Below are 12,926 nucleotides of genomic sequence, written 5' to 3' on the forward strand. Positions count from 1 at the left end.
GTGAAGTGGTGTCACTCCCGATGTTCGGGCGCGCCGGATAACGCTGACGACGCCGGGGCGTCGCGAAGTCCAGCGAGGAAGCTCGCCTTCCCGAAAAGCGAGCTTGCCTCATGTTTGGTGCACTATTGACAGTAGCGGCCGCGAGCCGCGCCGGGTCCCCCCAGATAGAGGGGTGAGGAATCCTCAGATACGGATGCCGTGCTGGCCACGCTGTCTGCCGACGACGTCGAGAGCATCATTTCCGGTCGAGAGCATCCCGCGAAACTGGTGCTCTGGGCCGGAAGCGATGCGCTCGGCGGGCGCAGTGAAGACTTTCTGGCGAACACTACCGCTGGTAGTGTTCCAATGGTACAGTGCCTTCATGACCACACAAACGATCGCTCCGGCCGCCGTCAACGCCCGTTCTGTACTTCTGCCATACCTGCTCGTCCTGGTTGTTGCAGTGGTGCTCATCCAGGTACTCATCGCACTGACCGGGGGAGAGGTCGGCACCCTCGCCGGGGTCCTCACCGCTGTCGTCGCCCTCGGTATCGGCACGTGGATGTGGCGCAACTACCGCACCCTCGCGAAGATTCGCTTCGGCATCGCGATCGCTCACACCATCGCTTTTCTCGCTGTGACGACGTCGTTCAGCGTGCACGCGGTGATTCGGGTGATCTCCGTCGATTCCCCGGCCACTGAGCTTCTGGCGACCCCCTGGTTTGGCGCGACGCTTGTGATGAGCGCTGCCTGGGGAATCGGGCTGTTTCTTCATCTCACCGGGGCTGTGCTCGGCCGCGGCTGGGAAGACTGACCGTGACGCACCCCACCGAGGAACAGGAATGGGCGGATGGCCGGGTCGAATCGTGGGTGGAGACCTACAAGAAGTCGATGCTGACGCCGGTGATCCTTCGCGTGGTGGATGACCTTCAGCCGGTGACGATTGCCGCGATAGCGGACCAGGTTGCTTCGCGTACCGGCTGGTCGATTACCGAACGCAGCCTGTACCGGACCCTCAAGCGGCTTCAGGACTCCGGCCTGCTGCACAGTTCGGAGGTTGCGGCACCTCGAACCGGCGCCAAACTCAAGGAACTGTCGCTGACCGCGCTGGGGGCGCAGTTCCTGGCCGGCGTCGAGGCGAACCTCGTCGACATCTCAGGTCGCGGAGAGGCGTAGATCCGCGGACGAGGCCAGCGCAACCTCGCTCTTCAGCGAAAGCATCAGTTGCGGTCGAAAGCATCCGGCGCAACCGGTGTGTTCGACCGGAAGTGATGCGTTCGGCGCGGGAGGGCTGCGCCAGGGCCGGGGCCGGGGCCGGGGCTGCGCCGGGCTGGGCGGCCTGCGCGGTTAAATGAAGAAATCCCCGCAAGTAGAAGCCTTACGAGGATTTCAGTGGCTCCGACGGGCGTCGATCCCGTGACCTCACGATTTTCAGTCGTGCGCTCTACCAACTGAGCTACAGAGCCCAACGGCGTTTCTGCCGCTGGAAGGTGAAAAACCCTTCCTTTCGGAAGGGCTCTTCACTTCAGCGACCCTGACGGGACTTGAACCCGCGACCTCCGCCGTGACAGGGCGGCACGCTAACCAACTGCGCTACAGGGCCTTACTTTTTTACTTGTATTCAGTGTAGTAGTTATTGTGACCCCAACGGGATTCGAACCCGTGCTACCGCCGTGAAAGGGCGGCGTCCTAGGCCACTAAACGATGGGGCCGCGAGCCTTTGAGGGGCTCTGTAACTACCGAGAAGTAAGCATACGGTGCTCACACACGTTTTTGCAAAACGAGCGAGTGCCGTCGGCAAAAACCGCGGAATTCCGGGCCTTCGAACGACAAAACCCCGCATCCAGATCTGGATGCGGGGTTGTGTCGTTCAAACGGATGCCTAGTGGCCGCCTTCTTCGCGGAGCTTCACGAAGCCAGCCTCGACGATCGCTTCAGCTTCTGCAGCGTCGCCCCAGCCCTCGATCTTGACCCACTTGTTGGGCTCGAGGTCCTTGTAGCGAGCGAAGAAGTGCTCGAGTTCCTTGCGGGTCTGCTCCGGAACATCGGTGATGTCCTGGATGTGGGCCCAGCGCGGGTCCTTGTACTGGACGCAGACGACCTTGGCGTCCGAGCCCGCTTCGTCGCTCATGTTGAGCACGCCGACGGGGCGGACCTTGATGCCGACGCCCGGGAAGACCGGGTACTCGAGCAGCACGAGAGCGTCAACGGGGTCACCGTCGAGGCCGAGCGTGTTCTCGAAGTAGCCGTAGTCGACCGGGTAGGTGAATGCGGTGAACAGAACGCGGTCCAGGTAGACGCGACCAGTTTCGTGGTCGACCTCGTACTTGTTGCGGCTGCCCTTGGGGATTTCTACGACGACGTCGTAATCGGCCATAAGTGTGTTCTCCCTTGTGTCAAAGTCTGGAATAACGTTACTTGATGCCCACAAACAGCAATATCCGCCGCGAACCGCTCGATAAAGCGGTTGCCGAGGTGCGCCTCGCCGTGCGCCAGTCGCTCGCCGGAAACGTCCGTGAGGGCGAGGCGGTGCTCGTCGCCCTGAGCGGCGGGCCTGACTCACTCGCCCTTGCCGCAGCGACGGCTTTCGAAGCGCCAAAACAGGGCATTCGCGCGGGCGCCGTGATCATCGACCACGGTCTGCAGGATGGATCGGCGGATGTTGGGGCGTGCGCGGCGGACCAGGCGCGGGCGCTCGGCCTTGAGCCGGTGATGGTGATCCGGGTGGGCGTCGACGGTCACGGCGGGCCAGAGGCAGCGGCCCGCACCGCCCGCTACGCGGCCTTCGAATCTGCTCTCACCGACACCGGAGCATCCGCTCTTCTTCTCGGTCACACCCTCGACGACCAGGCCGAAACCGTTCTGCTCGGGCTGGCGCGCGGCTCCGGCGCGGGAAGTCTCATGGGGATGGCGCCCGTCAGCGGGCACTACCTCCGCCCGCTTCTCGGCGTTCGGCGCGTGGCAACGCACGACGCGTGTGCCGCCGAAGGACTCGAACCGTGGGCGGATCCGCACAACAGCGACCCGTCGTACGCGCGAGTGCGGGTCCGCCAGGCCGTGCTGCCCGTGCTCGAGAAGGAGCTTGGCCCCGGCATCGCTGAAGCGCTTGCTCGCACAGCCGAGCAGCTTCGGGAGGACACCGAGGCGTTCGACGCGATGATCGACGAGTTCATCGAGGAGATCTGCGAACCCGCTGAGGCCGGCATCGCGGTTTCCGTCTCCGCGCTGGCAGCGAACCCTCCCGCACTCCGGCACCGGATCATCCGGATGGTCGCATCGAGCGAGTTCGGTCAGTCCCTGTCGCGAAGCCACACGCTCGCGATCGCGGCACTCGTCACCGACTGGAAAGGCCAGGGTCCGATCGATGTTCCCGGCTTCACAGTGACGAGGAACGGCGGCCGGCTCGAATTTTCGGCGCGACAGCCAGCGGTAGGATAAATCCATGGAATCGAGCGATATTGCAGGCGACCTCACGACCATCCTCGTCACCGAACAAGAGATTCACGACAAGCTGGATGAGCTTGCGGCTCAGATCGACTCCGATTACGAAGGCAAGGATCTTCTCCTCGTCGGCGTGCTGAAAGGTGCCGTCATGGTGATGGCAGACCTCTCCCGCGCCATGAAGAAGCACGTGTCGATCGACTGGATGGCCGTTTCGTCGTACGGCGCTGGCACGAAGTCCAGTGGTGTGGTGCAGATCCGTAAGGACCTCGATGCAGACCTCACCGGCCGCCATGTACTGATCGTTGAAGACATCATCGACTCGGGACTGACCCTGTCGTGGCTGCTCGAGAACTTCGCCTCACGCGGCGCCGCCTCGATCGAGGTCTGCGCACTGCTCCGCAAGCCGAAGGCTGCGAAGGTGGAGATCGACTGCAAGTACGTCGGATTCGACATCCCCAACGACTTCGTCGTCGGCTACGGTCTCGACTTCGATGAGCGCTACCGCAACCTGCGCGACGTGGCGATTCTCGCGCCCCACGTCTACTCCTGACCCGCATGTTTCCCCCGGCGTTTCCCCTTGCGGCGAACACAGAGGCGTAGCCCAGCTTTCTGGCGCTAGCCTTGAGGCCACGAGGCGCGTGTTGTCTCGCCGTACCTTCAGAAAGGTGTTGGGCATCCGCTCATCCGCACTATGAATTTCAAGCGCATCTTCAAAGGCCCGCTGCCGTACATCCTGATCGCGGTCATTGTCTTCTTCGTCGGTTCCAGCCTGCTCAACATGAATGGCTACAAAGAGGTGACCACCGAGCACGGGCTTGAGCTGCTCGCCGACGGAAAAGTCGCCGAGGCGACGCTGACCGAGGGTGACAACCGCGCGGACCTGACCCTCGAGAAGGCCGACGGCGACAACGGCACAATGGTCCAGTTCTACTACATCAACGCGCGAGCGGCGGATGTCGTCGCTGCCGTTGACGAGGCGGCGCCCTCTGATGGTTACAACGACGAGGTACCGCAGCCCAGCTTCTGGCTGTCGGCGCTCGGGCTGCTCCTCCCGCTCCTGTTGATCGGTGTGTTCTTCTGGATCATGCTCTCGAGCATGCAGGGCGGCGGATCGAAGGTCATGCAGTTCGGCAAGTCGAAGGCGAAGCTCGTCTCGAAAGAGTCGCCGAAGGTCACCTTCGACGATGTCGCAGGCAGCGACGAGGCGATCGAAGAGCTCGAGGAGATCAAGGACTTCCTCAAGGAGCCCGCGCGCTTCCAGGCGGTTGGTGCCCGGATCCCCAAGGGTGTGCTGCTCTACGGCCCTCCCGGTACCGGTAAGACCCTGCTGGCCCGCGCCGTCGCTGGCGAGGCCGGTGTTCCGTTCTACTCGATCTCCGGCTCTGACTTCGTCGAGATGTTCGTGGGTGTCGGTGCAAGCCGTGTCCGCGACCTGTTCCAGCAGGCCAAGGAAAACGCACCAGCGATCATCTTCGTCGACGAGATCGACGCCGTCGGTCGCCACCGTGGCGCCGGAATGGGTGGCGGGCACGACGAGCGCGAACAGACGCTCAACCAGTTGCTCGTCGAGATGGACGGCTTCGACCCCAAGGCGAACGTCATCATGATCGCCGCGACGAACCGACCCGACATCCTCGACCCCGCGCTGCTTCGACCTGGCCGGTTCGACCGCCAGATCGGCGTCGACGCTCCTGACCTCAAGGGCCGCATGAAGATCCTCGAGGTGCACGCCAAGGGCAAGCCGATGTCGGAGAACGTCGACCTCGAAGTCCTCGCCCGCAAGACTCCCGGGTTCACCGGAGCCGACCTCGCGAACGTCCTCAACGAGGCCGCGCTGCTGACCGCTCGCTCGAACGCCCAGATCATCGACAACCGCGCCCTCGATGAGGCCGTCGACCGGGTCATGGCCGGGCCTCAGCGCCGCAGCCGTGTGATGCGCGACCAGGAGAAGCTCATCACCGCGTACCACGAGGGTGGACACGCCCTCGCTGCGGCATCGATGCGCAACACCGACCCCGTCACGAAGGTCACCATCCTTCCCCGCGGCCGCGCCCTCGGTTACACGATGGTCCTCCCGCTCGAAGACAAGTACTCGGTGACCCGAAACGAACTGCTCGACCAGCTCACCTACGCCATGGGCGGCCGTGTCGCCGAGGAGATGGTGTTCCACGACCCGACAACCGGTGCGTCGAACGACATCGAGAAGGCCACGGGAATTGCCCGCAAGATGGTCACGGAATACGGCATGAGCGCCAACGTCGGAGCCATCAAGCTCGGACAGTCGAGCGGTGAGGTCTTCCTCGGTCGCGACATGGGCCACCAGCGCGACTACTCGGAGCAGATCGCTGAAGAGGTCGACTCTGAGGTCCGCGCGCTCATCGAGCAGGCCCATGACGAAGCGTGGCAGGTACTGAACGACAACCGCGACATCCTCGACCGGCTGGCCGCTGAACTCCTCGAGAAGGAGACGCTGGACCACAACCAGCTCGCCGAGATCTTCAAGGACATCAAGAAGCTCCCGCCCCGCCCGCAGTGGCTGTCATCGTCCAAGCGCCCGATCTCTGAGCGTCCTCCGATCGCTGTGCCGATCACGAAGGCTCCCATCGATCCCGGCGCGACAGACGGCGGCGTCCAGAGCGACTCGAGCAACACGCCTCTCCCGCAGTCCGACCCGCGCCCAGCAACGGCGTAGCTCAGATGGCGGGGGTCGATAAGCCGCGCATCGAGGCGGCTGTCATCGAGTTGCTCGCAGCTATCGGCGAAGACGCGGAGCGGCCAGGGCTCGAGCGGACGCCGGCGCGCGTCGCCGACGCCTACTCCGAGTTCTTCGCAGGGGTCGGCGCGGATCCGCTCGACCACCTGCGCGAGTCGGTCCCGGTCGGCGATGACGGCACCGGCGAGGTTGTGCTCCTGCGCGACATCGCCTTCCGCTCGATCTGCGAGCACCACCTGCTCCCGTTCCTCGGCAAGGCGCACGTCGCATACCTGCCCGGGGATCGCGTTGTGGGTCTTGGTCGGCTGCCGCTCGTGGTCGACACCCTCGCGTCGAGGCCCCAGTTGCAGGAGCGCCTGACCGAGCAGATCGCGGATGCTCTCGAGCGCGGTCTTGAGGCACGTGGCGTTCTCGTCGTGCTCGATGCGGTCCACGGTTGCGTTGCTGCGCGCGGGGTTCGGCAGGCGAATTCGTCCACGGTGACCGTCGCAAGCCGCGGTGCACTTGCCGAGCCGGCACGCCGTGCTGAACTGTTTGCCCTGATCGGCCACGGCACGTCGGACCCGCATGCCTGATCGAGGCATAACGCCCAAGCGGATGCTGGTCATGGGGATCGTCAACGTCACCCCTGATTCGTTCAGCGACGGCGGTCAGTTCCTCGACCACGAGCGTGCGGTCACCCACGCCAAGCGGCTCGTCGCCGACGGTGCCGACATCGTCGACGTCGGCGGGGAGTCCACCCGCCCCGGCGCGGAGCGGATCGGTGTGACCGAAGAGTTGCGCCGCATCCTTCCGGTGGTCCGCTCTCTCGCGGCCGACGGCATCCGCGTTTCTGTCGACACCATGAATGCCGAAACGGCCAGTGCCGCGGTCCAAGCGGGGGCCGAGTTCATCAACGACGTCTCCGGTGGCCTCGCTGATCCCCACATGGTGGCTGTCGCAGCCGACACCGGTGCGCCGTACATTCTCAGCCACTGGCGCGGGCACAGTGCCGACATGAACTCCCGCGCTCACTACGACGACGTGGTCGCTGACGTTCGCGCGGAGCTCGAGACCCGGATCGCTGCCCTTGAGGCCGGGGGAGTAGCGCGGGAGAGCATCATTCTCGACCCTGGTCTCGGTTTCGCGAAGACGGCCGACCAGAACTGGGAGATCCTGTTGCGAATCTCCGAGCTGCAGTCGCTTGGGCTGCCGGTGCTCGTCGGTGCGTCCCGAAAGCGGTTCCTGGGCGATTTGCTTCCGGAAGGCGCCCCGATGGGCGACCGCGACCTGCCAACGGCGGTGGTGAGCGCACTGCTCGCCGACGCGGGGATCTGGGGAGTGCGCGTGCACAGCGTGACCGCGACGGCGATCGCACTGGCTGCGCGGGCGCGCATGTCTTCCGGTTCGGCCGGTTAGAGGAACCCTTCACAGATTCCGGGTCCCCGTTGGGTCGAAACGACAACCCGCGCGAGGCCGATTAGCGGATAGTGTGTTGAACTGTGCCGCGAACGCGGCGCGAACGCTGTGAACTGGAGTTTGAATGACGACGGCAACGATTTCCCACTCTCGACTCACCCTGGCCGATCGCGTCGTGCCGCGGAGCGTCGTCAACAACATCGCCCTGATGGTGGCTGGCGTTGCCATCGTGAGCGCTACGGCAATGGTCGAAATCCCGATGTGGCCGGTTCCTGTGTCGGGCCAGACCCTCGGCGTCCTCGTCGTCGGCGCCTCACTCGGAGCGTGGCGTGGAGCCGTCTCGATGGCGATGTACATGGTGTTCGGCCTCGCCGGGCTGCCGATCTTCGCCGGAGCAACCGGCGGCATCACCGCTCTCGCCAAGCCGTCGTTCGGCTTCATCATTGGGTTCATCGCCGCTGCCGCCTTCGTCGGCTGGCTCGCCGAGCGCAACTGGGACAAGCGTCCCGTGCTCAGCCTCTTCGCGTTCCTCGGCGCGAGCCTCATTCCGTTCCTGTTCGGCATCCCGTACATGGGAATGATCCTCGGTTCGATGGGACTGCCGACGGACATCGGCACGCTTCTCGCCCTCGGCTTCTTCCCGTTCGTCGTCGGCGGCGTCGTGAAGTGGCTCATCGCGGCCTCTGTGCTGCCCCTCGCGTGGAAGCTCGTGCAGCGGGTCGACCGCCGCGGCGAGTCCAGCTAACCGCCCGTGCACCTGGCCCCGTCCTCCTGGACGGGGCCTTTTTCGTGCACTCCGGGCTCCGGCGCGGAGGCCGATGAGTGCCCGTAGAGTTGTCGGGTGACTACCGGCGACTCCATCACCCTCACGGGCATTCGTGTGCGCGCCCATCACGGCGTCTATGACTTCGAGCGGGAGGACGGCCAGGACTTCGTCATCGACCTCACCGTGGGGATCGATCTTCGTCGTGCCGCACAGAGTGACGATGTCTCGGCGACCATCCACTACGGCGAGCTCGCCGAGCGGGTCGCTGCCGCCGTGTCATCCGACCCCGTCGACCTCATTGAGACCGTCGCAGAGCGGGTCGCGGGGATCGCGCTCTCGTACCCCGCAGCAACCGACGTGCGAGTCACGGTTCACAAGCCGGATGCTCCGATCTCTGTTCCGTTCGGCGACGTCGCCGTGACCATCGTGAGGTCAGCGGCCCCGCACCAGGCCCCGACCGCGGAGGGCCGCTCATGAGTCCAATCCCGAAGCCGCCGATCCACCCGCCTGTGCGGCGCCACTCCCAGCTCGGCGGGCGCGATACCCCGGTGGTTCTCGCGCTCGGCAGTAATCTCGGCGACCGCGATGCGACACTTCGAGTCGCGCTCAAGCAACTCGAGGCCGCTGGCATCCGGCTTCGCGCGGTGTCGACGTTCGTGGAGTCCGTCGCCGTGAAGCCAGGGGGCCCAGACCGATCAGCACCCGGTTATCTCAACGCCGTTGCCCTCGTGGACACCGACCTGAGCCCGCGGGAGCTCCTCACGGCGATCCACACGATCGAGCATGACCTTGGGCGGGTCAGGACAGAGCACTGGGGAGATCGGACGCTCGACATCGACATCGTCACGTACGGTTCCCGCATCGTCAACGAACCCGATCTCGTGATCCCACACCCGCGTGCGGCGGAACGAGACTTTGTACTTGCACCGTGGCTCGAGGTCAACCCTGACGCAGAGCTGCCGGGCTACGGCAGGGTCGACGCCCTGCTTTCATCGCTTCGGAGCACAGGGGAACCGGCATGACGCGCACGAAGGCAACGCCACTGATCGGACTCGCGGCGCTGGGACTCGCGCTTGGTTTCCTCCTTGAGCTCGGCTCGGAGTCGACAGGCGGGTCTCTTCTGATCCCGCCGATCAGCCTTCCCCTGACCCTCGTCGTTGTTGGTGCGATTATCGTCGGCTTCTCACTGCCGATCCGCCGCGCTGTCACCGGCAGGTCGAAAACACCGGTCGATCCGTTCCAGTCCCTTCGGGTCGTCGCGCTCGCACGCGCCTCGTCGAGGGTGGGCGCGCTGCTCACCGGGGTGGCGCTGGGGGCGCTGATCTATTTCACGACCAGACCCGTGATGCCCGGAGTAGGCTCGTTGTGGCTGACGATAGGCTCATGCATTGGGGCCGTGCTACTCGCGGTAGCTGGCCTGATTGCGGAACACCTGTGCACACTGCCGAAGGACGATGACGATGACGCACCCGGAGCACCTCCCGCTCGCTGACGAGGCGAGGAACGCCCGGCACGCGGGCATCGACGGGGTCGATGACGCACCGGCCGCCGCTCAGCCGTTCTCGCCCGTGCACCCACCCGAAGAGCAGCCGGTCGAGGTGCCCGAGTACCGTGGCGGACCCGCCGCAGACGCTCCCCGACGGCTCGATCTTGCGAACGTCGAGTGGCACCGCGTCTCGCCCAAGTACATCGTGGTCGACCTGCTCGGGTATGCCATCACCGCCCTGGTGGTTCTCGCCGCTGCCGTCGTGATGCACGTCGTTCTCGATCAGCACTGGGTCTGGTGGGTGGCCGGGCCCCTCCTCGCCATCGACCTCATCTCGGGCGCACTCGCCCCGCGTCGCATCCGCTCGATCGGCTACCAGCTCCGTGACGACGATCTTCTCTTCCGCCGTGGCATCATGTGGCAGCGGCTTGTCGCTGTTCCGTACGGACGGATGCAGCTCATCGACATCAACCGCGGTCCGATCGCACGGGCGTTCGGACTCGCCGAACTGAAGTTCGTCACCGCATCGGCCGCAACGGCGATTCTGATTCCCGGGCTCCCCATCGAGGAAGCCGAAAGCCTGCGCGACCACCTGGTGGCGGTAGCGGAGAGCAGACGGACAGGGCTGTGAGCGACGAACGCGGTGCCAGCGGCATCCCCGACCCGTCAATTGCGCCGGGCGGGCAGCCGGAGCCGGTGCAGGAGCCTGTTCTGGCGCAGCAGTCGGCAGCTGTGTCGCACGCGGGCCCGGCTCAGCAGTCCGGTCCGGTGGAGCTGTCGGATGCTGCGCAGTCGGATGCCGTCGGCGAGCGGGCGGCGGTGAGCCAGGCTGTCCGCGAGAATTCTTCGCGCACACTGACCGACGGAGAGTGGCACAGGCTCCACCCGGCAACGCCGCTGCTCAAGGGCGGCATCGCGCTGGTCGCGATCGCGGGTTTTGTCATCGCCAACCTCCGGGAACGTCTTGTCGACATCTTCCTTCCCGGCCAGGGCGACGGCCCCGAGGGTGACGGCTCGCGCACTTACGAATATGACCCGCTCACCTACGTCTGGGAACACGGGTACGTGCCCATAGCTCTGGCCGGGCTCTTCGTCGTTCTGCTGGTGATCATCGGCGGGTTCTTCCTGTCGTGGCGGATGCACACGTTCCGCGTCACCGACGAGGCGGTCGAGGTGAGGAGCGGCATCCTGTTCCGCACCCACCGGAAGGCGAAGCTCGACAGGATCCAGGGCGTTGGAATCAACAGGCCGTTCTTCCCCCGGATCTTCGGGGCGGCAAAGATGGACGTCAGCGTTGCCGGGCAGGATGCGAGCGTCAAGCTCGAGTACCTGTACTCCCGTGACGCGGACGACTTGCGCCGCGACGTTCTCACCCTCGCGAGCGGTGTGAAGCTCGCCGAGGCAGGCGTAGCCCCGAGGCCGACAGTCGGACCGGACGGAGTCGAAGCCTCCACCGACCCGGCGCTCACCCGGCTCGTGACGGAACGTGTCAACGAGTTCCTCGCGCCGGAGCTGGACCCCAATGCCGCACCGCCGGAATCCGTCGTTCGAATTTCCCTCGGCAGGCTGATCGGATCGACGGTCGTGAGCGCAAGCACGGTCTTCCTCGTCGTGCTCGCCGTCGTTCTGATCGTCTCCCTCGTCAACGGACAGATCTGGGCGCTCTTCTGGTTCGTGCCCAGCGTCATCGGTTTCCTCAGCTACTACTGGTCGACGGTGATGAAATCCCTCAGGTACAGCATCGCGAAAACACCATCGGGCGTCAGGGTCGGGTTCGGATTGCTCTCGACGAGCAACGACACGCTTCCACCGGGCCGGATCCACGCCGTCGAGATCTCACAATCGGTGCTCTGGAGACCGTTCGACTGGTGGCAGGTGAAGATCAACAAGGCCGGGCTGTCGGCGGAGGCCGCGATGAGCGGAAAAGGCAACACGACGATCCTGCCCGTTGGAAACCTCACCGACGTCGCCCGGGTTCTCGAGCTGATCCTCGATGACGTGCATGCGGACGCGGCTCTCGCAGAGATGACCGCGGCGTTCCGCGCACCGCACACATCGGGCTTCACCCTCGCGCCCCGTCGCGCCAGGTGGCTCAATCCGTTTGCGTGGCGGCGTACCGGGTACGCCGTGCACGACGGACTGCTCCTGTTCCGGCGGGGAGTGATCTGGCGCAGGCTCGACATCCTCCCGCTCGCCAGGATGCAGAGCATCGCCGTGTCGCAGGGCCCGCTCGAGCGGGCATTCCGGCTCGCATCGGCTCGCGTGCACACCGTCGCCGGCCCGATCACCCCGACGCTGCCCGCCATCGGTTCCGATGAGGCGATCCGGCTGTTCGAGCACGTCTCGAGCAGCGCGGTCCAGGCATCCGCTCGAGACCGCACGCACCGCTGGGCAGAGAACCGGGTGATCGCGTGAGCGCGAGAGCAGGCCGCCTCGGCATCGGCATTATCGGGGCCGGGCATGTTGGCCCGATCCTGGGCGCAGCCCTCGCCGGCGCCGGGCACGCGATCATCGGAATCAGCGCCATCTCCAACGAGAGCAGGGACAGGGCCGAGGCCATCCTGCCGTCGGTTCCGATCCTCGAGATCCCCGACATCGTCGAGCGCAGCGAACTGGTCATTCTCGCCGTGCCGGATGCCGAACTGCCCGCGCTCGTCGAGGGTCTCGCCGCGAGCTCGACCTGGCGGCCAGGCCAGCTCGTCGTGCACACCTCTCCCGGATCGGGCACCGCCGTCCTGGCGCCAGCGCAGGCGCTCGGCGCGATCCCCATCGCCATTCACCCCGCCATGGACTTCACCGGGACGAGCATCGATATCGGCCGGCTCAGCGAAACCTGGTTCGCCGTGACGGCCCCGGCGCCGGTGCAGCCGATCGGTCAGGCCCTCGTCGTCGAGATGGGTGGCGAACCGGTGATCGTCGCTGAGGCGGACAGGGCCGCATACGCCGAGGCGATTGAGATCGCGACGGCATTCTCCAGATCCATCGTCTCGCAGGCCACCGGCATCCTCTCGGAAATCGGCATCGATCACCCCGGCGGCTTCCTGTCTTCCCTCGTGCGGTCGGCGGTCGACAACGCCCTTCGGGAGACGTCGAGGCCGGAATCCCTCGAGCCGCCGTACTTCGACGGCGACGGCCTGTAG

15 protein-coding genes and 3 tRNA genes are annotated in these 12,926 nt (G+C 65.5%); 14 read left to right on the plus strand and 4 right to left on the minus strand.

What is annotated here, in order from left to right:
• Positions 1–361: 361 nt before the first annotated feature.
• Both AC1C2N_RS08905 and AC1C2N_RS08910 read left to right on the plus strand, forming a co-directional pair.
• Positions 362–793 (plus strand): hypothetical protein, encoded by a 432-nt coding sequence (locus tag AC1C2N_RS08905; protein WP_495433710.1) that lies wholly within the window; start codon positions 362–364, stop codon positions 791–793.
• Between the two features lie 2 nt (positions 794–795).
• Positions 796–1,155, plus strand: coding sequence for a PadR family transcriptional regulator (locus tag AC1C2N_RS08910; RefSeq protein WP_495433711.1), 360 nt, complete (start codon positions 796–798; stop codon positions 1,153–1,155).
• A gap of 217 nt (positions 1,156–1,372) precedes the next feature.
• On the opposite strand, the gene AC1C2N_RS08915 is transcribed toward AC1C2N_RS08910, so the two are convergent.
• The 4 genes from AC1C2N_RS08915 to AC1C2N_RS08930 all read right to left on the minus strand — a co-directional run bounded on the left by AC1C2N_RS08915 (position 1,373) and on the right by AC1C2N_RS08930 (position 2,356).
• Positions 1,373–1,445, minus strand: a tRNA-Phe gene (locus AC1C2N_RS08915).
• A gap of 63 nt (positions 1,446–1,508) precedes the next feature.
• Positions 1,509–1,582 (minus strand) — tRNA-Asp (locus AC1C2N_RS08920).
• Between the two features lie 36 nt (positions 1,583–1,618).
• A tRNA-Glu gene (locus tag AC1C2N_RS08925) sits at positions 1,619–1,691 on the minus strand.
• A 170-nt stretch (positions 1,692–1,861) separates the two neighbouring features.
• Entirely contained in the window at positions 1,862–2,356 is a 495-nt protein-coding gene (locus AC1C2N_RS08930) for an inorganic diphosphatase (RefSeq protein WP_108391867.1), read from the minus strand.
• A 44-nt stretch (positions 2,357–2,400) separates the two neighbouring features.
• Between AC1C2N_RS08930 and tilS the strand changes: the two genes are divergently transcribed.
• From tilS to AC1C2N_RS08990, 12 genes are all read left to right on the plus strand, one after another.
• The gene (gene tilS / locus AC1C2N_RS08935) at positions 2,401–3,417 is read left to right on the plus strand and encodes a tRNA lysidine(34) synthetase TilS (RefSeq protein WP_495433712.1); all 1,017 of its coding nucleotides are present in this window, start codon (positions 2,401–2,403) and stop codon (positions 3,415–3,417) included.
• Positions 3,418–3,421: 4 nt separating this feature from the next.
• On the plus strand, positions 3,422–3,973 hold the full coding sequence (gene hpt / locus AC1C2N_RS08940; protein ID WP_483405935.1) for a hypoxanthine phosphoribosyltransferase: 552 nt from the start codon (positions 3,422–3,424) through the stop codon (positions 3,971–3,973).
• A 141-nt stretch (positions 3,974–4,114) separates the two neighbouring features.
• Positions 4,115–6,115 carry an ATP-dependent zinc metalloprotease FtsH gene (gene ftsH, locus AC1C2N_RS08945; protein WP_483405934.1) on the plus strand — a complete coding sequence of 667 codons (2,001 nt, stop codon included), beginning with the start codon at positions 4,115–4,117 and terminating at the stop codon, positions 6,113–6,115.
• 5 nt (positions 6,116–6,120) lie between these two features.
• Positions 6,121–6,711, plus strand: coding sequence for a GTP cyclohydrolase I FolE (gene folE / locus AC1C2N_RS08950; protein ID WP_495433713.1), 591 nt, complete (start codon positions 6,121–6,123; stop codon positions 6,709–6,711).
• Complete coding sequence (gene folP / locus AC1C2N_RS08955) at positions 6,704–7,534, plus strand: dihydropteroate synthase (RefSeq protein ID WP_495433714.1); 831 nt, start codon at positions 6,704–6,706, stop codon at positions 7,532–7,534. The genes folE and folP overlap by 8 nt, the downstream gene beginning before the upstream one ends.
• 124 nt (positions 7,535–7,658) lie before the next feature.
• Positions 7,659–8,279, plus strand: coding sequence for a biotin transporter BioY (locus tag AC1C2N_RS08960; RefSeq protein WP_483405931.1), 621 nt, complete (start codon positions 7,659–7,661; stop codon positions 8,277–8,279).
• A 96-nt stretch (positions 8,280–8,375) separates the two neighbouring features.
• Positions 8,376–8,777: a dihydroneopterin aldolase gene (gene folB, locus AC1C2N_RS08965; RefSeq protein ID WP_495433715.1), complete on the plus strand. Its 402-nt coding sequence runs from the start codon at positions 8,376–8,378 to the stop codon at positions 8,775–8,777.
• Complete coding sequence (folK, locus tag AC1C2N_RS08970; RefSeq protein ID WP_495433716.1) at positions 8,774–9,322, plus strand: 2-amino-4-hydroxy-6-hydroxymethyldihydropteridine diphosphokinase; 549 nt, start codon at positions 8,774–8,776, stop codon at positions 9,320–9,322. The genes folB and folK overlap by 4 nt, the downstream gene beginning before the upstream one ends.
• Positions 9,319–9,792 (plus strand): DUF3180 domain-containing protein, encoded by a 474-nt coding sequence (locus tag AC1C2N_RS08975; protein ID WP_495433717.1) that lies wholly within the window; start codon positions 9,319–9,321, stop codon positions 9,790–9,792. Before folK ends, AC1C2N_RS08975 begins: the two co-directional genes overlap by 4 nt.
• The gene (locus AC1C2N_RS08980) at positions 9,755–10,417 is read left to right on the plus strand and encodes a PH domain-containing protein (protein ID WP_495433718.1); all 663 of its coding nucleotides are present in this window, start codon (positions 9,755–9,757) and stop codon (positions 10,415–10,417) included. Before AC1C2N_RS08975 ends, AC1C2N_RS08980 begins: the two co-directional genes overlap by 38 nt.
• Positions 10,414–12,201: a PH domain-containing protein gene (locus AC1C2N_RS08985; RefSeq protein WP_495433719.1), complete on the plus strand. Its 1,788-nt coding sequence runs from the start codon at positions 10,414–10,416 to the stop codon at positions 12,199–12,201. Before AC1C2N_RS08980 ends, AC1C2N_RS08985 begins: the two co-directional genes overlap by 4 nt.
• Complete coding sequence (locus AC1C2N_RS08990) at positions 12,198–12,926, plus strand: Rossmann-like and DUF2520 domain-containing protein (RefSeq protein ID WP_495433720.1); 729 nt, start codon at positions 12,198–12,200, stop codon at positions 12,924–12,926. The genes AC1C2N_RS08985 and AC1C2N_RS08990 overlap by 4 nt, the downstream gene beginning before the upstream one ends.

It is taken from the genome of Mycetocola sp. Y791, from assembly GCF_059445325.1.

What these genes read in the sequence shown, in the direction of transcription:
- AC1C2N_RS08960 (WP_483405931.1), top strand. Translation starts at nt 7,659, where the DNA reads ATGACGACGGCAACGATTTCCCACTCTCGACTCACCCTGGCCGATCGC.
- folE (WP_495433713.1), top strand. Translation starts at nt 6,121, where the DNA reads ATGGCGGGGGTCGATAAGCCGCGCATCGAGGCGGCTGTCATCGAGTTG.
- tilS (WP_495433712.1), top strand. Translation starts at nt 2,401, where the DNA reads ATGCCCACAAACAGCAATATCCGCCGCGAACCGCTCGATAAAGCGGTT.
- folK (WP_495433716.1), top strand. Translation starts at nt 8,774, where the DNA reads ATGAGTCCAATCCCGAAGCCGCCGATCCACCCGCCTGTGCGGCGCCAC.
- ftsH (WP_483405934.1), top strand. Translation starts at nt 4,115, where the DNA reads ATGAATTTCAAGCGCATCTTCAAAGGCCCGCTGCCGTACATCCTGATC.
- AC1C2N_RS08905 (WP_495433710.1), top strand. Translation starts at nt 362, where the DNA reads ATGACCACACAAACGATCGCTCCGGCCGCCGTCAACGCCCGTTCTGTA.
- folP (WP_495433714.1), top strand. Translation starts at nt 6,704, where the DNA reads ATGCCTGATCGAGGCATAACGCCCAAGCGGATGCTGGTCATGGGGATC.
- hpt (WP_483405935.1), top strand. Translation starts at nt 3,422, where the DNA reads ATGGAATCGAGCGATATTGCAGGCGACCTCACGACCATCCTCGTCACC.
- AC1C2N_RS08975 (WP_495433717.1), top strand. Translation starts at nt 9,319, where the DNA reads ATGACGCGCACGAAGGCAACGCCACTGATCGGACTCGCGGCGCTGGGA.
- AC1C2N_RS08980 (WP_495433718.1), top strand. Translation starts at nt 9,755, where the DNA reads ATGACGATGACGCACCCGGAGCACCTCCCGCTCGCTGACGAGGCGAGG.
- AC1C2N_RS08930 (WP_108391867.1), bottom strand. Translation starts at nt 2,356, where the DNA reads ATGGCCGATTACGACGTCGTCGTAGAAATCCCCAAGGGCAGCCGCAAC.